Origin of the sequence: Serratia sp. CY76391 (assembly GCF_052166695.1) — a bacterium.
GTDB lineage: Bacteria > Pseudomonadota > Gammaproteobacteria > Enterobacterales > Enterobacteriaceae > Serratia > Serratia nematodiphila.
Genome location: NZ_JBJNOJ010000001.1, coordinates 583,687 through 603,137, shown reverse-complemented (window position 1 = coordinate 603,137; position 19,451 = coordinate 583,687). Strand labels below are relative to the sequence as shown.

At 58.3% G+C, this 19,451-nt stretch carries 20 protein-coding genes; 6 read left to right on the top strand and 14 right to left on the bottom strand.

Annotated features, from left to right (window positions below; genetic code table 11):
* Window positions 1-34: 34 nt before the first annotated feature.
* The 4 genes from ACJ8PN_RS03165 to ACJ8PN_RS03150 form a co-directional block, all read right to left on the bottom strand.
* Window positions 35-505, bottom strand: a complete 471-nt coding sequence (locus ACJ8PN_RS03165; protein ID WP_171453630.1) for a YkgB family protein — start codon at window positions 503-505, stop codon at window positions 35-37.
* 65 nt (window positions 506-570) lie between these two features.
* Window positions 571-846, bottom strand: coding sequence for a pentapeptide MXKDX repeat protein (locus tag ACJ8PN_RS03160; protein ID WP_033633740.1), 276 nt, complete (start codon window positions 844-846; stop codon window positions 571-573).
* Window positions 847-905: 59 nt separating this feature from the next.
* Entirely contained in the window at window positions 906-1,682 is a 777-nt protein-coding gene (locus ACJ8PN_RS03155; RefSeq protein WP_044031628.1) for a molybdopterin-dependent oxidoreductase, read from the bottom strand.
* Between the two features lie 10 nt (window positions 1,683-1,692).
* On the bottom strand, window positions 1,693-2,304 hold the full coding sequence (locus ACJ8PN_RS03150) for a cytochrome b/b6 domain-containing protein (RefSeq protein WP_442534603.1): 612 nt from the start codon (window positions 2,302-2,304) through the stop codon (window positions 1,693-1,695).
* A 151-nt stretch (window positions 2,305-2,455) separates the two neighbouring features.
* Between ACJ8PN_RS03150 and ACJ8PN_RS03145 the strand changes: the two genes are divergently transcribed.
* Entirely contained in the window at window positions 2,456-3,169 is a 714-nt protein-coding gene (locus tag ACJ8PN_RS03145; protein WP_171453627.1) for a response regulator transcription factor, read from the top strand.
* A 3-nt stretch (window positions 3,170-3,172) separates the two neighbouring features.
* On the top strand, window positions 3,173-4,639 hold the full coding sequence (locus ACJ8PN_RS03140) for an ATP-binding protein (protein ID WP_442534602.1): 1,467 nt from the start codon (window positions 3,173-3,175) through the stop codon (window positions 4,637-4,639).
* Here ACJ8PN_RS03140 and ACJ8PN_RS03135 read toward each other — a convergent pair.
* The 9 genes from ACJ8PN_RS03135 to ACJ8PN_RS03095 all read right to left on the bottom strand — a co-directional run bounded on the left by ACJ8PN_RS03135 (window position 4,636) and on the right by ACJ8PN_RS03095 (window position 15,523).
* Window positions 4,636-5,304 (bottom strand): fimbria/pilus periplasmic chaperone, encoded by a 669-nt coding sequence (locus ACJ8PN_RS03135; protein ID WP_049187322.1) that lies wholly within the window; start codon window positions 5,302-5,304, stop codon window positions 4,636-4,638. The genes ACJ8PN_RS03140 and ACJ8PN_RS03135 overlap by 4 nt on opposite strands.
* 9 nt (window positions 5,305-5,313) lie before the next feature.
* Window positions 5,314-6,948 (bottom strand): fimbrial adhesin EcpD, encoded by a 1,635-nt coding sequence (gene ecpD, locus ACJ8PN_RS03130; RefSeq protein WP_442534601.1) that lies wholly within the window; start codon window positions 6,946-6,948, stop codon window positions 5,314-5,316.
* The gene (locus ACJ8PN_RS03125; RefSeq protein WP_275095611.1) at window positions 6,938-9,490 is read right to left on the bottom strand and encodes a CS1-pili formation C-terminal domain-containing protein; all 2,553 of its coding nucleotides are present in this window, start codon (window positions 9,488-9,490) and stop codon (window positions 6,938-6,940) included. The genes ecpD and ACJ8PN_RS03125 overlap by 11 nt, the downstream gene beginning before the upstream one ends.
* 17 nt (window positions 9,491-9,507) lie before the next feature.
* Window positions 9,508-10,176, bottom strand: coding sequence for a hypothetical protein (locus tag ACJ8PN_RS03120; protein ID WP_004939145.1), 669 nt, complete (start codon window positions 10,174-10,176; stop codon window positions 9,508-9,510).
* Between the two features lie 78 nt (window positions 10,177-10,254).
* Window positions 10,255-10,842, bottom strand: a complete 588-nt coding sequence (gene ecpA / locus ACJ8PN_RS03115) for a common pilus major fimbrillin subunit EcpA (protein WP_004939148.1) — start codon at window positions 10,840-10,842, stop codon at window positions 10,255-10,257.
* 428 nt (window positions 10,843-11,270) lie between these two features.
* Window positions 11,271-11,900: a helix-turn-helix transcriptional regulator gene (locus ACJ8PN_RS03110; protein ID WP_131164484.1), complete on the bottom strand. Its 630-nt coding sequence runs from the start codon at window positions 11,898-11,900 to the stop codon at window positions 11,271-11,273.
* Window positions 11,901-12,065: 165 nt separating this feature from the next.
* Entirely contained in the window at window positions 12,066-12,905 is an 840-nt protein-coding gene (locus ACJ8PN_RS03105) for a winged helix-turn-helix domain-containing protein (RefSeq protein WP_442534761.1), read from the bottom strand.
* 528 nt (window positions 12,906-13,433) lie between these two features.
* Window positions 13,434-14,855 (bottom strand): heavy metal sensor histidine kinase, encoded by a 1,422-nt coding sequence (locus ACJ8PN_RS03100; RefSeq protein ID WP_004939156.1) that lies wholly within the window; start codon window positions 14,853-14,855, stop codon window positions 13,434-13,436.
* Window positions 14,852-15,523, bottom strand: coding sequence for a heavy metal response regulator transcription factor (locus ACJ8PN_RS03095; protein ID WP_021504273.1), 672 nt, complete (start codon window positions 15,521-15,523; stop codon window positions 14,852-14,854). The genes ACJ8PN_RS03100 and ACJ8PN_RS03095 overlap by 4 nt, the downstream gene beginning before the upstream one ends.
* A 140-nt stretch (window positions 15,524-15,663) precedes the next feature.
* On the opposite strand from ACJ8PN_RS03095, the gene ACJ8PN_RS03090 reads away from it, so the two are divergent.
* The 4 genes from ACJ8PN_RS03090 to ACJ8PN_RS03075 all read left to right on the top strand — a co-directional run bounded on the left by ACJ8PN_RS03090 (window position 15,664) and on the right by ACJ8PN_RS03075 (window position 18,367).
* Window positions 15,664-16,290 (top strand): hypothetical protein, encoded by a 627-nt coding sequence (locus ACJ8PN_RS03090; protein ID WP_437189147.1) that lies wholly within the window; start codon window positions 15,664-15,666, stop codon window positions 16,288-16,290.
* A 13-nt stretch (window positions 16,291-16,303) separates the two neighbouring features.
* Window positions 16,304-16,909 (top strand): cytochrome b/b6 domain-containing protein, encoded by a 606-nt coding sequence (locus ACJ8PN_RS03085; protein WP_351106451.1) that lies wholly within the window; start codon window positions 16,304-16,306, stop codon window positions 16,907-16,909.
* Window positions 16,902-17,669, top strand: coding sequence for a molybdopterin-dependent oxidoreductase (locus ACJ8PN_RS03080; RefSeq protein ID WP_442534600.1), 768 nt, complete (start codon window positions 16,902-16,904; stop codon window positions 17,667-17,669). Before ACJ8PN_RS03085 ends, ACJ8PN_RS03080 begins: the two co-directional genes overlap by 8 nt.
* Before the next feature lie 122 nt (window positions 17,670-17,791).
* Window positions 17,792-18,367, top strand: coding sequence for a hypothetical protein (locus ACJ8PN_RS03075; protein WP_411261613.1), 576 nt, complete (start codon window positions 17,792-17,794; stop codon window positions 18,365-18,367).
* Window positions 18,368-18,468: 101 nt separating this feature from the next.
* Here the strand turns inward: ACJ8PN_RS03075 and ygbI are convergent, their stop codons facing one another.
* Window positions 18,469-19,239, bottom strand: coding sequence for a DNA-binding transcriptional repressor YgbI (gene ygbI / locus ACJ8PN_RS03070; RefSeq protein ID WP_171453619.1), 771 nt, complete (start codon window positions 19,237-19,239; stop codon window positions 18,469-18,471).
* Between the last annotated feature and the right edge of the window lie 212 nt (window positions 19,240-19,451).

Below are 19,451 nucleotides of genomic sequence, written 5' to 3'. Positions count from 1 at the left end.
ATAACCAGAGGGCGTAGCCAGGCTACGCCCTTTTTTATGCCTGCTCGGCCGGCAAGTCGGCTTTCAGCAGCACCAGGGAGCCGGCCAGCAACACCAGATCCTTGATTAAAAAGCTGGTGGCGCCGGCCATGGCGGGAAAACCGCCGGCGGAAGGCTCCCAGGCGCCTGGCGTAGAAAAGATCAGCGTCAACGTGGTCAGGTAGGTCACCGTCGATCCGATCGCCCCCAGCAACCCCAACCGCCGCGACCAGAATCCCGCCAGCAGCAGCAAACCGAAGCTCCACTCGGCGACGCCCAGCGCATAACTGGCGCCGCGAATGCCGAACGCCTGGTGCATCCAGCTCAGCAGTGGGCTGTTGCCGATCAGAGGCACCAGCCCCTGCGCCTCGTAATCAAACCACTTGGCGTAACCGAAGGCGGCGAAAATCACCACCAACGCCGCGCGCATAAAGATAACGTCCCCGTCCGAGCGCTGAAAGCGCCGTAGCCAACTCGCCAGCATCATCCTCTCTCCTTATGTTGCCCGCAGCCGCAGCGGATCTGCCGCTTGCGGCCACGGGGTGCGGCGGCTTAGTGCCCCATCGCATCCTTCTTCATCTCATCTTTCTTCATGCCGTCTTTGGCCATACCGTCTTTCGCCATGCCATCCTTTTTCATGGCGTCTTGGCCCATCTTGTCTTTCTTCATGCAGTCCTTGCCCATGCACTCTTTCTTCATGCCATCGTGCGACATCTGGCTCATGCCGTCCTTTTTCATCGCGTCTTTGCTCATGCCGTCGGCGGCGTTGGCGCCGGCCACACCCAGCATCAGCGCGCTGCACATCATCATTGCGAATAACTTTTTCATGGTATTTCCTTCCGTCATGTCAAAGGCACCGGAGTGCCGGAGAATGGCCGGCGGCCGCCTCAGCTGCCGCCAAACCAGTTGTAGCCCTGGTCTTCCCAGTAACCGCCCGGGAAGCGGTTGGTGACCTCGATCACCTGAATGTGCTTCGGATTCTTGTAGCCCAGCTTGGTCGGCATGCGCAGCTTCATCGGATAGCCGTACTTGCGCGGCAAGATCTGGCCGTCGTAGGTCAGCGCGATAATCGTCTGCGGATGCAGCGCGGTGGCCATGTCGATGCTGGTGTAATAGTCGTCGGCGCATTTGAAGCTGACGTAGCGGGCGCTCAGATCCGCGCCGATTACCTTAAGAAAGGTGGCGAACGGCACGCCGCCCCACTTGCCGATGGCGCTCCAACCCTCGACGCAAATATGACGCGTCACCTGGCTGACCTGCGCCATCCGATGCAGCTGCGGCAGGCTCCAGGCGCGCTTGTCCTGCACCAGCCCCGCCACCTCCAGCCGATAGTCGTCGCCGTTGATGTCGGGCGCGTCCTCCTCAGCGTAAAAGGCGTTGAACGGGAATGGCCGGGTGATCATCGATTCCGGGTAGACCGGCGCCAGGCGATCGCCGTTGAACAGCCAGCCCTGCACTCGATCGTTGAGGCGCGAAATGCGGCTCAGCGCCTGCTCGACGTTGGCGTTGCCGCTGAGATCGCAGCCGGTGAGCATGGCGATGCCGCCCAGCGTCAGACCGTTGCGCAGAAAGCGGCGGCGGGACGACGCGGTCAACAAGCGCTGCGCTTCTTTGACGATCGCCTGCCCTTCAACGATCGTCATGGTCTGTTTATCCTTTTTCATCGTGAACTCCTTAACGTCCGCGCAGCATGGCCAGCAGCGTACGGGGTACCAGCGCCACCATCACCAGATGGATCGCGACGAAGGCCACCAGCGCCGACATGGCGAAAAAGTGGATATAGCGCGCCGCTTCGTAGCCGCCGAGCAGCGTGCGCAGCAGCGGAAACTGCACCGATTTCCACAGCACCAGTCCGGACAGCACGCTTATCACGCCCAGGAGCATCACCGACAGATAGGCCACGCGCTGCACCATGTTGTAGTGGCGCAGGTCGGCGTGCTGCAGCCGGCCGCGCAGCGCCGCGCCGACATCGGCGAGAAACCGCCTCGGGCTGAGCGGCCAATATTTGCGCTTGAAGCGCCCGCTGGCGAGGTTAAGCAGCAGGTAGCACAGCCCGTTGACGCCAAACAGCCACATGCCGGCGAAGTGCCACTGCAGCGCACCGCCCAGCCAGCCGTCGAGCGTCAGCTCGTTGAGAAAACTGAAGTTGAACAGCGGCGAAGCGTTATAGATGCGCCAGCCGCTGGTGACCATGATCAGCATCGCCAGCGCATTCAGCCAATGCGTTAACCGCAGCCACAGCGGATGTACGGTCTGTCGTTGTTCCGGGGGGAGAGTGAGGCTCATAACGATTCCTGCCAGCTAACGATGCGATGAGCCCAGTATTCCCCGGATTTGTTCCCCAAGACCTCACGCAAAGTTAAATAAAATGTGATAACTCCGCCGGTGGCGGTTGTGTAGACTTCAGAGAGAATCGGGCTAATCAGCGGTAATGAGAATGGACAAGCCAAAACGAATTTTGATCGTCGAGGACGACGGCGACATCGCCGAGCTGCTGCAGCTGCATCTGCGTGATGAGGGTTACGCCATCAGCCACGCCGCCGACGGCAATCAGGGCATGGCGATGCTGGAACAGGGCGGCTGGGACGCCTTGATCCTCGATCTGATGTTGCCGGGCGTAGACGGATTGGAGATTTGCCGCCGGGCGCGCACCATGACGCGCTACACGCCGATCATCATCACCAGCGCGCGCTCCAGCGAGGTGCACCGCGTGCTGGGGCTGGAGCTGGGCGCCGACGACTATCTGGCCAAACCCTTTTCCATGCTGGAGCTGGTGGCGCGCGTCAAGGCGCTGTTTCGCCGCCAGGAGGCGATGAGCCGCAACCTGCGCCTGGACGCCGGCGCGCTCAGCTTCAACGATCTGACCATCGATCCTATCGCCCGCGAGGTGCACCTGCACCAACAGCCGATCGAGCTGACGCCGCGCGAATTCGACCTGCTGTACTTTTTTGCCCGCCACCCGGGCCAGGTGTTCTCGCGCCTCAGCCTGTTGAATCAGGTCTGGGGCTATCAGCACGAAGGGTATGAGCACACCGTCAACACCCATATCAACCGGCTGCGCATCAAGATTGAGCGCAATCCGGCGGAACCCGAGCGCATCCTCACGGTGTGGGGCATGGGCTATAAATTCGCGGCCACGCCGCAAGAGTGAGCCATGAAAAACCTTACGTTAGCGCAACGCCTCACGATTATCTTCGCGCTGCTGATCGTCATCGGCTGCGCCTTTTCCGGCTGGATGCAGGTGCGCAGCAATACCCAGTACAGCCAGGCGGTGATCCAGCGCCTGTCCGGCAACCTGGCGCAGCATATCGCCGACAGCAATCCGCTGCTGGGGGTGAACGGGCCTGATCCGCAGGCGGTGCATACCCTGTTCGATCAGCTGATGGCGGTGAACCCCAGCGTTGAGGTTTACCTGCTCGACAAACAGGGCGCAATCATCGGCAACGCCGCGCCGGCCGGGCATCTGAAGCGGCAGCGGGTCGCGCTGGCGCCGCTGCAGGCGCTGCTCGATGGCGCGCAGATGCCGGTGTACGGCGACGATCCGCGCAGCGCGGACGGGCGCAAGGTGTTCAGCGTTGCGCCTCTGAAGGTCGACGGCCGGGTCGAGGGCTATCTGTATGTGGTCTTGCTCGGTGAAGAGTACACGGCGCTGGCCAGCAACGCCCAGTTCAACTCGGCGGCCAGGATGGCGCTGTGGACCTCCGGGGTGATGGTGCTGTTCAGCTTGCTGGCCGGTGGTTTCGCGTTCTACTGGGTCACTCGCCCCATCCGGCGCCTGACCCGCCAGGTCAATGCGCTGGACAGCGGCGGCATTGAGGCGGTGCAGGCCTACGCGGCGCTGCCGGCGGCGCCGGCCGGGCGCGACGAGGTCAGCCAGCTGCAACAGGCCTTTCACCGCATGGCGCAGCGCCTCGCCGAACAGTGGCAAACGCTGGCGCAGCAGGATCGGCTGCGGCGCGAATTCATCGCCAACGTCTCGCACGATCTGCGCACCCCGCTCACCTCGCTGCACGGCTATCTGGAAACGCTGTCGGTCAAGGCCGCCACCCTGAGCGACGCCGATCGGCGCCGCTATCTGGAGATTGCCCTGGCGCAGAGCCGCAAGGTAGGCAAGCTGGCGCAGGAACTGTTCGAGCTGGCGCGGCTGGAATATGGCGTGGTGAAACCGCAGAAAGAGCCCTTCTCCCTCAGCGAACTGCTGCAGGACGTGTTCCAGAAGTTCGAGCTGGCGGCGGAGGCGCGCAACCAGCGGCTGCACGCCGACATCGCCCGCGGCGTGCCGCCGGTGTTCGCCGATCTCAGCATGATTGAGCGGGTGCTGACCAACCTGTTGGACAACGCCATACGCCATACGCCGCCCGGCGGCGACATCGGCGTGCGGCTGTGGCGGCAGGAAGACCAGGTGATGGTGCAGGTCAGCGACAGCGGCCCCGGCATTCCGCAGACGCTGCGCGCCGATCTGTTCGTGCGGCCGTCTGTCCTGAGCGGCGCCCGGCGCCCTGCGGGCGGGCTGGGGTTAATGATCGTGCGGCGCATTCTGCAGCTGCACGACAGCGATATTCAGCTGATCGAACAACCGCAAAGCGGTGCCTGCTTCCGCTTTGCCATTCCGCCGCGTTAATCGAGGCAGCTGCGATCGACGCTGATAAATTTGTTGTTATAAATAATGAATTTCTGCCCCTTCTGCCGAATACCGGCATGGGTCAGCGTATCGCCGGGGCGCAGGTATTCGGTGACGCCCTCTTCATCCGTGCTGTTGCAGCCCGGCTTGAGCAGGAACTTGAAGTAGGTGTTGCCGGTGTTGGTGAGCGTACCGCGCTGCGCATCGAGCCGATAGGCAAAGTTTACCTGACGCGGGCGCACCACCAGAATGGTGTCCATCACCACGATCGGCTCCAGGTTGACGCCGGCGCCCCGACGCGGCCCCGGCTCGAACAATCGGGTCGGTACTTCGCGAAATGATACCCGGTAATAACGCTCGCGATTATCCTGCGGCCCGCGGTAGAAAAACTTGTAGTACTCCGCCTGCCCGGCCTGCAGCGTCAGCTGGCGCGGCGCGAACAGCAGCTCGCCGTCCGCCGGCCGGCTGCGCACCTCGCGCTCTCCCGGCCGATCGATGGCGCGAATGCTCACCTGATACAGGCGCGCGCTGCGGTTGTTATTCAACACCCGCTTGGCGGTGAATGAGCGATCCTGATCCATGGCAAACGTCAGGGTACCGACATTGATCGCGGCGGCGGTAAAGGGAAAGGACAAACACAGCAACCCTATCAGCACAAGTTTCACGCCCTGCCCTCAATTGATGTTGCGCCAGGTGGCTTCGACATGAATTTCACCGGCGGCGCTGACGTCGCCATACCAACCGTTGCCGTCGACGGTTCTCAGCGAGATCGGATTGTTCATCGGAATGCTAAAGGTCACGCGGGTCTTGTTCAGCACACCCACTTCACCGGAGATATCATTCCACGGCGTGCTGCTCCAGAGCGCATTGGTCATGTCGTGCCACTGGCCATCGCAGCCGGCGGCGAAGCTCTGCTGGCCGTTGGTGCTGGTGGTGATGCCGAGGGTGGCGGGGAACGGCACCTGGGTACTGTTATCCGCCGAAGAAAAGAGGCAATAGTTCACCCCGTTGATCGCCTGAGTCGGCCCGGTCGCCATCACCCTCACCTGATCGGCGGCGGTTTTGCCGCTGGTGGTCACGAAGTAGCCGAACTCCAGCGCCGGCTCCGCCGGGCCGACATAACCTTCACGGTGTGGGCTGTTGTCGTAATCATCGGAAATAATGCTGATGCTGAAATCGCGCGGCTTGATAATCAGCTGGTTTGAAGTGGAAAACTCATACCATCCCGACTCCGGCGAGGTGGTGTTCTGAAAACGGAAATTGATCAGATCACGAGTGCCGCTGTCGGAAATCCCCAGCGCGACCATCTGTTTGAAGAAGTTACTGGAGAAGAACACATAGACGGCGTTGCTGCTCTTCAGCTCGTTAAACGTATAGTAGCTGCCGGTGCCCGACGTGTTTTTCCAGGTGTTGCCGTTCAGACTGAACTGCAGATCGGCGGCGTTCACCGCTGAGGACAGCGCCGCATGGTTAATCGCCGGGAAAATATGAATCGAGGTATTGCTCACGCTGCCGTCGGTCTGCAAATCGTAGCTGACCATCTTGCACATGATGCCTGAGCGGGCGCCGATGGTCTGGTTCTTGCAATCGGCATTGCCCTCGCCGATGATCGGCACCCCATCGCTGTTGACGAACACCTCCGATACGGCATTGGTATTGATAAAGCGCAGGTGGGCCGCCTTGCTGTGCGTGACGGTGCGCTTGTACCAGCGGCCGCTGGCCTGATCCCGGCAGCGGCCGCCGGCCGCGGCGTCGTAAGCCACCGACGTTTGGCAGCCGTTGATCTGCATGCTGAAAGCTTCACCCGCCGCCATCTGCTTCAGATACTGATAGAAGCTCGGCGACATCATGCCGTGCATCCATTTTGCGCCGCCGGGCGTGACCACGGCGCCGTAAAATCCCTTTTCGTCGGTGGTCTGCGGCAGAATCAAGCTGGTATCCATATTGCAACCGGCATACCAGTTGATGCAGCGCAGGCCGAGGAACGGATTCTTTATCGGCGCATTTTCCAGCCACATGTCATAGCGCCAGTTGGCATTCAGCCCCGTGTTGTAACCATTATCCACGTATCCCAGGCTCTGCTGATAAACAGTGCCGGAACCGCCGTATTTCAGCCCGGTCCACTTATTGGCGCCGGTCATGCGCGGATCCAGCCCGCCGGCCGGCGTGACGAAAAAGTTGTCGTCGGCGTTGTTCTCCACGAAGACAAATTTCATGACCGCCGCATCCGGCCAGTTGGTCTGGCTGACCGCCGCCTGCAGCGCGGGGGCGACCAGCGCCAACAACAACAGCGCAACGTTAGCTCTCATGGTCAGACTCCCCGGATGACATATTGCCTGCATAGGTTTTCAGCCCGGTGCAGATCACGTCGCCGACCCACACGGCGCCTTGCGCCTTGCTGAGATCCAAATCCACTTCGCATGTCTGATTGCCGCCGTGGGTAAAATCGATAACCGGGAATTTCTTGTCGACGTCCATGATAAATTCGCCTTTCTCATCGGTGCGGGTGCGGCCGATATGGTTCTTGATATAGGCGTTGGCCAGCAGCGTGCCGTCCTCCGCTTTGATGCGGCCAAACACCGTCACCATCTGTTTTATCTCCGGCGAGATCACCGCCACGTTGCCCGGATACAGGGTGAGCTTGCTCTTGCGCCTGGTGACGATGTCAAAGCTCTCCGCCGAGTTTTTGTTGTTCATCAGCTCTACGTCGTACTGACCGTAAGGCGACAAAGGCAGGTAATTCTTATTGCCGCTCAGCTTCACCATCCGGCCGTCAACCCGTGCGGTCAGCAGGCCGTCGTTTTCAATGCCGGTATTGAAGATAATCCCGGCGTTGCCTTCGTTGCGGCCGCTGATGGCAATATTACGCCCTTGCCAGCCCATGCTGCCGCTCGCGGTCAGGCTGCTGTTAACGTAGCCGTCGGCGGAACTGCTGACGTTGAGCGTGCCAGCCGAATACTTGGTGTCAAAGCGCGCATAGCCACCACCGTTGAAGCGGTTGTCGCCGCGAGTATCACCGGAAATCGCCCGCGACAGGTTGGCGCCCAGGGTGCGGATCGGCCCGTCCTTGATGTCCTTGCGCGCCGCCAGGTTGGCGGTGGTGTAACCGTTTTGATTGGAAACGCCGGCGCTGAGCCAGTTACCCATCGGCAGTGAAAAATCGAGCGCGATGTACTTGCCGGTATTGGCGTTGCTGCTACCGTTGTTGTAACGCTGTACGCCCGCCCGGACGCCCAGCGTGCCGAAGCGGCCGGTAAAGATGTTCTGGTAATAGTCGGCGTTGTAATAGTGACTGTCGTTCTTCTTATCGTCGTTGTAGCTGGCGCTCAGGGTGCCCAACGGAGACCACAGCGCCCCCAGATTAAGGCTGCCGCCAACTGCGCGGTTATAGGCGTCATTTTGCAACAGACGATCGCCAATCTGCGTTTTCTCCTGATTGATCCATACGCTGCTGAAGCCGCCGGGCAACGCGGCGCTGACGCTGTTGACCAAACTCCAGGAGCGATCGGATGCCGCCATATTTTGCAGGTTGATCTGAATCGACTCGGTCACCGGCAGGCTGACGCGGCTCTCGCCGACGGCGTTGCCGTCAAACGAATACCCCGACAGCGCCCAATTAAGCGTTTGCAGATTGCCGGTAGCCGAAGCGCCAAGCAAATAAGAGTCCTTTGCCGGGCGGTGGCGCTCCCGTTCGCCGCGCCAGTCGTCCATGCGCAGCATCCCACCCCAGAATTGCCAGGCCAGCGGCGCATTCGCACCGCGATTGGGGCTGAACAGTTTATTCACTCGCTGCATGCGTTTATCGACCACTTTGCCGTTGACCACGACCTCCACCTCCACGTCATAGATACCGTAGGGCAAACTGCCGGTGTCAACTTCATGATTGCCCATCGTGAAGTTTTGTACGCTGAGCAGCCGCCCGTCGCGCGACAGATGCACCTCGCCGGCCGAGGGAAAAAAAACCACGATCGGCGTCAGCGATTGGGAATTATCGAATACCGTCGAGTTGGCGCGGTTGCCGTAGGACAGGCCATAAATCTTGCTCGAGTTGATGGTCGTGACCGGCCCCAGCGACTGCAAATTCCAGCTGTCCAGCATGCCGGCGGCGAAACGGCGGCCGGCGAAATCACGCTCGAACATCGCTTTGTACAGCGTGGCGTTTTCATCGCCGCTGCCGATACCGTAGATGGAACCGTTCAACTCCACGTGGTGTTCACGCAACGCCGTGACGCTGTTGAGCGATAAATAACTGGAGGTGTTGCCTTCGCTGGCGCGGGCCCGGTTATCGTAGACCCCGAGGTTATAATCCAGCGTGCTGCTTACGGCATCCACGCTGGACGCGCCGATGTCGCTGGAACGAGCGCGCAGCACCGTCCCCAACGCGGATTCTTTCACCACCAGCTGCAGGTTGAGCTGCCGGAAATCCAGCGCCAGCCAGGCGTCGTCCGCGATCCGGATATGCTGCTGCCGATCGAATGGCGCATCCTGCAAAGCCTGCAGCTGGCCGGCAATCGCCGCCGTCAGCCGGGCGCCGTCGTCGTTATCCTCCAGCGTCACCCGACGAATCTTTAGCCGGTCCTGATCCAGGTAGAGAAAGGCATGGCCGATGCGGCTGTCGTCTTTGACGCCATCGCTCTTTTCATAATGCAACAACAGCGGAATACTCATTCCCTCGCGCAACGCCAGGCTGAAAGTGTGCGGGATCAGCACGCCGTTAATCTGCGTCAAACCGGCCGCCATCGCCATACGGCCAGGCAACAGCGTCGGGAGCGCCAGCGCACCGGCGGCCAAAAGCGTTCTCAACAGCACAGCGTTCACATGCCACTCCTTGCGTGATTGTTTTGCATCCATCGTGGATAACGCGCGCATTACTTCACCGGGATAAACTGTTCGCCGTGCCACAGCGCGACGCGTCCTTTTTTATCGTTGACGTCAACCTTGCTGAAGGCGCGATCCTTCCCCGGCATCACGAAATAGTTTTCCTTGCAGTCGCTGCCGTCTTGCTTGTTCCTGCAATTGCCGTAGGCCACCACTTTGAACGTGGCGTTGCCGGTGTTTTTGATCCGTCCGTTAGCGAACTGATAGGCGAAGCGATCCTGCCGAGGCGCCACCACCAAAATGGTGCCGATGCGCGCCGACGTGGTGGCCACGGCATTACGCCGAGCGGAGTTTTGCCCCGCCTCGCTCAACGCCTGATCGAACCAAACGATGCGGTAGTAACGCTCCTGGGCATCATTCGGCCCCTTGTAGTAAAAGCGGATCACATCGCTGGCGTTGGCCGGCAAGATCAGGCTGGCGGGCGACAGCAGCATTTCATCCCGGCTGCTCATCGGGATCACCGTACCGGAGGCCAGGGGACTGGAAATGCGTTCGATCTTGATGGTCACCAGCCGGCCGCTGTCGGTGGTGTTTTTGATTTCCTTGCTCAGGCGCGCGCTGTCGCCAGGCATGAAGGTGCTGATCTCACCCACATCGAGCGCCAAAGCCGGCCGCAGCAGCATTAACATCAGGGTGACGGCGAGAGAAAAGCGTGTCATTGCGGTATTCCACTGGCGTTGATGAGCGATAAATAGCAGGAGGTCTCCCCCCTGCCAGATGCAGAATCGTTCGGGGGATTAGGAAGTCCAGGTCGCGTTGAACTCGACGCTGACGTCGCCGCTCCAGATACCTTCCGGCAGCGTGCTGAAATCCGTGACGGCGGTGGTGCCGTTTGACGTCGCGCCGATGATGCTGAAGGTGAACTGATCCTGCGCGCTGGTGCGGCCGGCCTGGTTGTAGGCATTGGACAGGGCGCTCAGATTGCCGCCCAAAATGCCGGCGGTGGTGTCGATCATGGTGGTTTCAGCCGTTTTCCCGACCACCGCTCCGTTATAGTTCACCCCGACTTCCAGCGTAGAACCGGAAGTGTCCAGCTGAGTCAGCGTATTGGAGACCAATTTTGAGGTCAGTTTGAAAGCGGTGGCCGTGGTATCGCCTTCCACGGTGACGTCAAACAGGCCTTTCTGGCTGTTGAAACCCTTAATGCCTTCTGCATAGTTGAAGGCCAGGCTGCCAATCGGCGTCACAACCAGTTTGCTGGTGGTGTCTTTCTTGGCAGTTGCAGACCAGGTTGCCAGCGCCTGAGCGGTAACGTCGGCGGCTTGAGCAGTGCTGACCGCTGCAAAGGCGGAAACGATCGCCAGAGCCAGTGTCATTTTCTTCATGGTATAACTCCCTTCAATGTTGAATATGTTTTCTTTCTTTCGTCCATTCTCAGCCAGCCGTTTGCATCACTGCGTTTAGCCAGTCTGCTTGACGCCACAAGAATATCCCCGACCGATCAAAAAAGAATCATTAACTGTTAAAGTTCAAATATTTAGATTTAAATTCCAACATTAATGTTTTAACCCCCATCAATCACATTAAAAAACGGGTTAAGCCTTTGATGAAAGCACAATCAAATTGTGGTTTAACCCCTGCAGGGCGGTTATTGTTTAACCACAAATACGCTCTGTTCGCCCTTCCCATGGCCGTGTGAAATTTCAGCGCCGGCGTTGTTCGGTGAGGGAAAAGATTGATTGGATTTACGCAGGGGGCAGCAGCCAATCCAGATCGGCCGCTGTAGAGAAAAAGGGGGGCTTCTCGCCCTGTGTCAGGAAGGGTACCGGGTTCTCAGGGAAAGAATAAGCCGCATAAAGCCGGCCTGATTGAGACCCAGTTTTCGCATAATATTCAGTTTATGGGAGCTTATGGTTTTGTAACTTCTCCGGGTCACGTTGGCGATGCTTCGTGGGGATGCGCCAGCAACCATCATGGCCAAAACTCGCCATTCACTGTCAGATAATGCGGCTGCCGAATACACCAAGCCGGCGCGAATATGCGGGGAACGATAGCCGGAGAACATGCCCGCAGCCGCAATGGCGTCACTCAGGCAGTGCAATGGCTCCCCCTTTGCCACTATCGCTATGCGGGCATCTGCCGCCAACAACGCTAATATACCGGGGTGTTCTACCGCGGTGAAAATCACCAAGGGAATTTCCGGCCAAACATTTTTTGCCGTCAGAACGAACCGTAATACATCATACAAATATTCTCTCTGATGATATAACTCCATTATAAGCGCGCGAGGCTTTCCCTCTTTCAATACTCCTTCCAGCTCCCTCAAGGTGTCGATAAAATAGCTGTCACTTGATTGGGTAACGAGAAATGCTTCCATTCCTCTTCTCACTAAATAGCTGGGTTCGAAAAATAGCAGCGCATCACCGAAATCGGCTTTAACCATACATAATCACCATAATGAGGTAGAAAGCGGTAGAGAAAGGGAAATACCTCTCGTAAGCGCCACACGGCAACCCGCCAAATGAAAGTCGAACGTTCTATTTCAACACTGTAATATTTTTGTCATATCCACCATCCTTCAATCGCGTTGGGCGGCGGCTATCAATGGTCAATTAATAAACTCGGCATTGTCGCTTTCCAATCCTGAACAGATCTCCATTTTATGTTCACGCAAGATCTTGCAGCGCAGCAGGAATAAGCGGGAAATACCGGAAATGTAAGCCCTGACCTGATTGCTGCGCACCACCAGCAAAAACTCATCGCCGTTGCATTCTCCCGTTTGGTGCGCGGCGTAAGCCAGAATATCCCGATTCAGGCTGGCGTTGACCGTCGCCGAGGCATCAGGCAACGACATGAAAACCTTACAGTTACCTGACTTTCCCAGGTAGCTCTCCTGCCGGGCCCCCGAGCCGCTGAAATAGACCGTGACAGCAATAGCCATGAGGATCCCCCCCAGAACCATCGCGCTGAACATCAGCCACCCACGGCGGGAATAACCAAGATGAGAAGAGACCCCGTCGATGACGGTGTCGGACGCCGGATTGACCGCCGCTGCGGGCGCAGATCCCGGCACAGCCGCGGCAGACTCCGCGTCGTGAATATCTTCCGCGTCCTCATAAGACTCGATGGTAATCTCATCACGCAACATAAAGCCCACTTTAGGAACCGTAACAATGACCTCATCCTCGACGCCAAGGTTTTTAATCACCCGACGCAATTTGCTGACGCACTGATTAAGATTATTATTGCTGGACACCATGCCGTAATCGTCCCAGACCTTCTTGAATATCAGTTCACGCCCTACGGCCTCGCCATGGTGGGCAATCAACAGCAGCAACAACCGTTTGGAAGGACTGGATATGGATATGGGATCGTCAGAAAAATCTGTTGGGCTAAGGGTTCTGGTGTCTGCGTCAAAGAGAATATGGTCATTAAATCTATATTTCATTTTATTCACATGTTTTCACTATAGCGATAATTTATAGTTTGGCGTCAAATGTTAATGAAATATTAAATAAATATTTAATCAGGTAATTCGCGAAAATACCCAAGCACAGGCAAGAAAAACCACTCAATTAACGCCACGAAATACGCTTTGTCACCTCACCACCGTTTATATAGGATTTTTCTTGCAAACCATAACCAAAGGTTAACCAATCACCACATTCATTGATATATTGACGCGACAAAAACCACAAAGTTAGTTTTTTGTGTCGCAAATTATCAATTTTAAGGAAAATCATCTCAAAAAAAGACCGCAGAACTAAATTTTAATAAAAAAATAATAACACGTGAATGTTGAGCGTAATCACAGACCGCAGTCCATCCGCATTAGCCCGATGAATTAACGCGTTTGCCGCGACGCAAATGTTAAATTTTAGGTTCAGCCAAGGCGATGGGAAACAATAATGAAAGGAAAAACTTACGAATGACGCCTGTCGCGTTTTCCACAACAGGCGAAAACATTCGCGGTAGCTCATTGAACTGATGAGGGGAATATCAGGCTAAAGGTCAAGCAAGCAGAACCTCGGCCATCGGAACACTGCGCGCGCACCTCACCGCCGTGCAGCGTCATGATGGCGCGTACGATAGACAGCCCGAGGCCGCTGGCATGGCTGCCGGCGCTGCGCGCGGGATCGGCGCGGTAGAAACGATCGAACAGTTTTTCCAGCTGTGCCGCCGCGATCGGCGGCCCCTGATTGATGACCTGCACCCACCAGGCATCGGCGCGCCGTTCAGCCCGCAATACGATCAGGCTGTTTTCATCGGCATAGCGCACCGCGTTGGCCACCAGATTGCTCAGCGCCCGCTGGAACAACATCGCGTCCGCCTTCAGCTCGCCTTCCCCTTCGCAGTTCAGCGCGATGCCGCGTTCTTCCGCCAGCCCTTCGAAGTAATCCGCCACCCGCCGCAGCTCGACCGCCACATCCAGACGACTGTAGTTCAGCGCGGACTGCGCCTCACCGGCGCGCGCCAGAAACAGGATGTTTTCCACCATGCGCGAAATACGCTCCAGCTCATCCATATTGTTCGACAATAGGGTTTCGTACTCCTCCACGCTGCGGGGTTGATACAGCGCCACCTGACACTGGCCCATCAACGCGCCCACCGGGGTGCGGATCTCATGGGCCAGATCGGCGGAAAACTGCGTCAGCCGCTGATAGCCTTCATTCAACCGATCGAGCATCGCATTAAACGCCCGGGTCAATTGCTGTAACTCCTTCGGCGCCCCCTGTTCACTGAGGCGCGTCGACAATGTATTGGGCGCGATCTCCGACGCCTGCGCCGCCATGCGCCATAGCGGCCGCAATCCGCGGCGCATGACCCCATAGCCCAGCAGCGCAATCAGCAGGAAAGCCACAACGACCGCCGCGACAATGCGCCACAGGTAGCGCGCCAGCATTTTCTGTTCGTTGACCATCACGTGCGCGGCGGAAATCTGCAGCAAACTGCCGTCTTCCAGGCGCACCATTGCCGACGCCGCTCGCAGCGGCACCCCCTGCGCCGTTTCCCCGCCGCGCACGGCGGCCAGCGTCTGCGCCTGTTCGGGCGGCGTCGGCGCGATCGGCGGCAGGGCCACCCTGGCCGGATTCACATTGATGAGCGGTTTTTGCCCCGGAATTTGGAAAATCAACACATCCTGTTCATTGCCCAGCATATTTTCGAACAGGCCGTTATTAGCCGTCAGACGCGCCAAAGGAAAGCGCTGCCCCAGTAAATGGCGGAAATACTCTACGCGCCCGGTCACCTGCAGATCGCTGCGGAGCGTCATTTCCTGACGCATGGCGCCGAACAGATACCAGCCCGCCCCGCTCACCACGCAGGCGGCCACCAGCGCGAACAGCATGGCGGTGCGCAGCGTCAGCGACACCGGCCGGCGTGAAGCGCGGGCGTTCACGAGCGCGGCTCGCAAACATAGCCGATGCCGCGCACGCTGTGGATCAGCTTGACGTCGAACGGCCGGTCGATTTTGGCGCGCAGGCGTTTGATCGCCACATCAACCACATTAGTGTCGCTGTCGAAATTCATGTCCCACACCTGGGAGGCGATCTGCGTGCGCGACAGCACTTCGCCTTCGCGCCGCACCAGCAGATGCAGCAACATGAATTCTTTATTGGTCAGCGGGATCACCTGATCCTGGCGCACTGCCCGGCGGCGCAGCACGTCCAACTGCAGATCGGCGATGGCGTAATGATCGGCTTCGCGCGCCGGCCCGCGGCGCAGCAAGGTGCGCAAACGCAGCACCAGCTCGGTAAAGGAAAACGGTTTGATAAGATAGTCGTCCGCGCCCAGCTCCAGACCGTGGATGCGATCCTGTACGCCGTCGCGGGCGGTGAGAAACAGGATCGGCACGTCGCTTTTCTTGCGCAACACCTCGATGATCTGCCAGCCGTCCAGCCCCGGCAGCATCACGTCGAGCACGATCGCATCGTAATCCTGCTCCAACGCGCGAAACAGCCCGTCGGTGCCGGTGCGCGCCAAATCGACACCGTAGCCCGCTTCCCCGAGCCCTTTCTTCAGGTAATCCCCTGTGCCGATATCGTCTTCAACTACCAGTATTCGCATGCTCGCCACCTCGTTACGTCTGCAAAAATACTAGCAGCTTCGGCGGACAAACTTGATGACATTAATGTCATCAAACGGCCATGGCGCTGACCCAGTAGGTCAACCATGCTTAACCGGCAAACTCATTTCAGGAGAACGTTATGATTACCCGTCATCGTATAGCCGGTTTACTGTTATCCACCTTGCTGCTGTCCAGCGGCTTGGCCGCCGCCGCCCAGCCGCCGGGCAAGGTGATTGCGCCGCTGCGCGGCACCATCAGCCAAGTTGCCGACGGTAATCTGCAGCTGACCGATCGCAAGGGCGAGAACCTCAGCGTCAAGCTGAACGATCAGACCAAAGTGCTCAGCGTTTCCAAAGCCACGCTGGACGACATCAAACCGGACAGTTTTATCGGCACCGCCGCCGTGCCGCAGCCGGACGGCACGCTCAAAGCGCTGGAGGTGCACGTGTTCGCCGCCAGCCTGCGCGGCACCGGCGAAGGGCACTCTGCCTGGGAATCCGCCGACGGCAAAGTGGACACCATGACTAACGGCACCGTCGGCAAACTGGTGAAATCCAACGGCCGTACCCTGACCGTCACCTACGGCAACCAGCAGAAAACCGTTGTCGTGCCGGAAGACGTGCCGATCGTGACGCTGGATCCGGGCGATCTGAGCCTGCTGAAACCGGGCGTGCACATCGTGCTATTCTCCGCCGCCAACGAAAAGGGCGAGCGCGTCGCCACCCGCATTTCCGCCGGCAAAGACGGCACCGTGCCGCCGATGTAACCGGAGGAATGCCATGAAGACCAACGCGTCGCCGCCGGTGCATCGCTGGCCGGTTCGCATCACTCATTGGATCAACCTGTTCGCCATGGCGTGCATGTTCATGAGCGGTTGGGAAATCTACAACGCCTCGCCGCTGTTCGATTTCCGCTTTCCGCCGCAGATGACGCTGGGCGGTTGGCTGGGCGGCGCGATTGGTTGGCATTTGGCGGTGATGTGGCTATTGGTGCTCAACGCCGTCTGCTATCTGCTGTGGAGCCTGCTCAGCGGTCATTTTCGCCGCGATCTGTTGCCGCTTCGCATCGGCGCGCTGCGGCAGGATATCTGGCTGGCGTTGACGCTGCGCCTGCGCCACCGGCATGGCCACTATAACGCCATTCAGAAACTGATGTACCTCGGCGTACTGGCGCTGGGCCTATTGCTGGTGCTGTCCGGCCTGGCGATTTGGAAGCCGGTTCAGCTGCAGGGATTGGTCGCCCTGTTTGGCGGCTTCGATTTCGCGCGCTACGTGCATTTCTTCGCCATGGCCGGCATCGGTCTGTTCGTGGCGATCCACGTCTTCATGGTGATCGTCGTACCCAAAACGCTGTGGGCGATGATAACGGGTGGCAAACATGAATGAGAAAAAACCGCGGGCAACCGCGCCAAAACTGGAACCGGACCAAAAAAAGCAGTTGGTCAATCTGCAGCGCCGCCTGATGCTGCGTTCCGGCCTGACGCTGGGCGGCATCGCCATGCTTACCGGTTGCAACCTGCAAGACGGCGATCGGGTGGATAAGGTGCTGTGGGCCATGTCGCGCTGGAACGACCGGGTGCAAGCCTGGCTGTTCAGCCGCCAGCGGCTGGCGCAAACTTATCGGCCCGATCAAATTACCCACCCTTTCCCCTTCAACGCGTTTTACCCGGAATATAACGTCCCCGAGGTCGATCTCGCCGGCTATCGGCTTGAGGTCGCGGGGAAAGTGGAGAAAAAAGCGCCCTGGACGCTGGAACAGTTGCAGCGGCTGCCGCAGCAAAACCAAATCACGCGCCTGATCTGCATTGAGGGGTGGAGCGCCATTGGCCAATGGGGCGGCGTGCCGCTGCGCACCTTTCTGCAGCATGTCGGCGCGGATCTGAATGCCGGTTATGTCGGCTTCAAATGCGCCGATCGTTACTACTCCAGCCTCGACATGGCCACCGCGCTGCACCCGCAGACCATCCTGGCGCTGGATTTCGGCGGCAAGGCGCTGCCGGCGGACTATGGCTACCCGCTGCGGCTGCGCGTGCCAACCAAGTTGGGGTTCAAAAACGCCAAACATATCGCCGCGATCTTCGTCAGCGACGTCAATCCGGGCGGCTACTGGGAAGATCAGGGCTACAACTGGTTCAGCGGCATTTAGTTTTGCGCGGCACTGCGCATAAGCCTCATCGACGGCTGGAGGAGCCTCTCCGCCGCGGTTAATAATCTGTTCGTCACAAAGGGGATAACTATAGGAAAAATAATAGTAAAAAGGATTTTATCATGGAGATTGATGTTAAGGAGATCAATGCACGACCTGTCACGGAGTATAGGTACCGAATAACGGTTTATAAAAAAGCCAGCAGCGTAGCTGCGTATTACCTTGATTTTAAAAAAGCGACGTTAAGGATGCGTCAATGGCTTATTGGGGCTTATCCTGCCTCGGAAGTATTGGACAATGCTTACGTCATGGAATTGTACGATGTAAGAGCATTGGAAAACCGCGCCGAAGTAACCAGATCCTTATTTGATACCTATACCAGGATGGCATACACCCGATATGAACGAGAACAACTCTTCATTAATGGCATCGGCCTGGCGATCGTCACTTTTGTGGCGCAATACCAAGCGAGATTGGTTTTCAGTGTACCGCTCAGGCCAGCGCTAGCCAGAATTTATGACTCGCTCTTGAAAAAACACGCGCATCACGTACATTATTTGTACAACCAAGCGCTTATTGAGGACGGATTATATGTCATCGAAATCCCGCCTGTTAACGGCAGAATCCCACCCAAACCCTATGAGCATAAAGGAACGGCATCAAAAAGAGATGCAAGCCTTCCACGAAGAATGGGCTGAACAAAGGCGCCGCGAATGGCGTGAACGCGGCGGCGTTGAAGCAAGTGAAGCGCCCGCACGTGGCATCGATACCGAACTTTCATCCTGATTCCGCTTCGTTCTTATTCCTCTTCTCCCGCCGTCAGCAATGCAATCCCCGCTTGCTCAATGGCCTCCCGCGCGGCGGCGGGCAACCCCTCGTCGGTAATGACGGCGTCAAAGGCGGCGATCGGCAGCGCCAGGTAGGTCGCGACCTTGCCGTATTTGGACGTATCGCTGAGCAGAATGCGGCGGCGGCTGGCCTCGACGATGGCCTTCTTCACCATCACCTTGTCTTCGTTCGGCGTCGACAGGCCGCGCATGCTCCACGAAGAGGCGGAGATGAACGCCAGATCGATAAACAGACCGCGCAGTGCCTGCGCCGCCGCTTCGCCGACGCAGGAGCGGTTTTCCCGGCACACGGTGCCGCCGGTGTGGATGATTCGGCACTGGCTGTGTTCGATCAGGAAGCCGGCGATGACAAAGTCGTTGGTCACCACCGTCAAATCGTCACGTTCACCGATCTGTTTCGCCAGCGCCAGCGTGGTGGTGCCGGCATCCAGATAGATACAGCTGTTGGCGGGAATTTGCCGCGCCGCCAGCCGGCCAATGGCGATTTTCTGCCGGCCGAACATCCCCTCTTTGGCCTGGTGCGAAGGTTCGCTCGCCACCCGCTCGGGCGCCTGCACGCCGCCCGAGACCGACTGCACCGCGCCCTGTTCCTCCAGTTTTTGCAAATCACGGCGGATCGTCATGTGCGACACCCCCAGCCGTTCGGTCAGCTCGGCAATGCTGACGACGCCGCGTTCGGATACCAGCGCAAGAATTTGTTGATGGCGTTCTACAGGTATCACGGTTCCCTCTCGTTGCTGCGGTGATAATAATTGTGATTTTACGTCAATTTTCGTTCGCCGATAGCCCTAATTTTTCGCGGCGTGACGGCGCACGCAGTTAGACCAGGTAAACATAAACTTATTTAAAAACAGAATAGTAATGTTAATTCAGGCCAGAAATCAGACGAAAAATCCGTTTCACACATTGTTAATTATTGTGATAGCGATCGCGG

Bases quoted from the DNA above. Each gene is read 5' to 3' on its own strand.
- ACJ8PN_RS03165 (WP_171453630.1), bottom strand. From the start codon at position 505: ATGATGCTGGCGAGTTGGCTACGGCGCTTTCAGCGCTCGGACGGGGAC.
- ACJ8PN_RS03160 (WP_033633740.1), bottom strand. From the start codon at position 846: ATGAAAAAGTTATTCGCAATGATGATGTGCAGCGCGCTGATGCTGGGT.
- ACJ8PN_RS03155 (WP_044031628.1), bottom strand. From the start codon at position 1,682: ATGAAAAAGGATAAACAGACCATGACGATCGTTGAAGGGCAGGCGATC.
- ACJ8PN_RS03150 (WP_442534603.1), bottom strand. From the start codon at position 2,304: ATGAGCCTCACTCTCCCCCCGGAACAACGACAGACCGTACATCCGCTG.
- ACJ8PN_RS03145 (WP_171453627.1), top strand. From the start codon at position 2,456: ATGGACAAGCCAAAACGAATTTTGATCGTCGAGGACGACGGCGACATC.
- ACJ8PN_RS03140 (WP_442534602.1), top strand. From the start codon at position 3,173: ATGAAAAACCTTACGTTAGCGCAACGCCTCACGATTATCTTCGCGCTG.
- ecpD (WP_442534601.1), bottom strand. From the start codon at position 6,948: ATGAGAGCTAACGTTGCGCTGTTGTTGTTGGCGCTGGTCGCCCCCGCG.
- ACJ8PN_RS03125 (WP_275095611.1), bottom strand. From the start codon at position 9,490: ATGGATGCAAAACAATCACGCAAGGAGTGGCATGTGAACGCTGTGCTG.
- ACJ8PN_RS03120 (WP_004939145.1), bottom strand. From the start codon at position 10,176: ATGACACGCTTTTCTCTCGCCGTCACCCTGATGTTAATGCTGCTGCGG.
- ecpA (WP_004939148.1), bottom strand. From the start codon at position 10,842: ATGAAGAAAATGACACTGGCTCTGGCGATCGTTTCCGCCTTTGCAGCG.
- ACJ8PN_RS03110 (WP_131164484.1), bottom strand. From the start codon at position 11,900: ATGGTTAAAGCCGATTTCGGTGATGCGCTGCTATTTTTCGAACCCAGC.
- ACJ8PN_RS03105 (WP_442534761.1), bottom strand. From the start codon at position 12,905: ATGAAATATAGATTTAATGACCATATTCTCTTTGACGCAGACACCAGA.
- ACJ8PN_RS03095 (WP_021504273.1), bottom strand. From the start codon at position 15,523: ATGCGAATACTGGTAGTTGAAGACGATATCGGCACAGGGGATTACCTG.
- ACJ8PN_RS03090 (WP_437189147.1), top strand. From the start codon at position 15,664: ATGATTACCCGTCATCGTATAGCCGGTTTACTGTTATCCACCTTGCTG.
- ACJ8PN_RS03085 (WP_351106451.1), top strand. From the start codon at position 16,304: ATGAAGACCAACGCGTCGCCGCCGGTGCATCGCTGGCCGGTTCGCATC.
- ACJ8PN_RS03080 (WP_442534600.1), top strand. From the start codon at position 16,902: ATGAATGAGAAAAAACCGCGGGCAACCGCGCCAAAACTGGAACCGGAC.
- ACJ8PN_RS03075 (WP_411261613.1), top strand. From the start codon at position 17,792: ATGGAGATTGATGTTAAGGAGATCAATGCACGACCTGTCACGGAGTAT.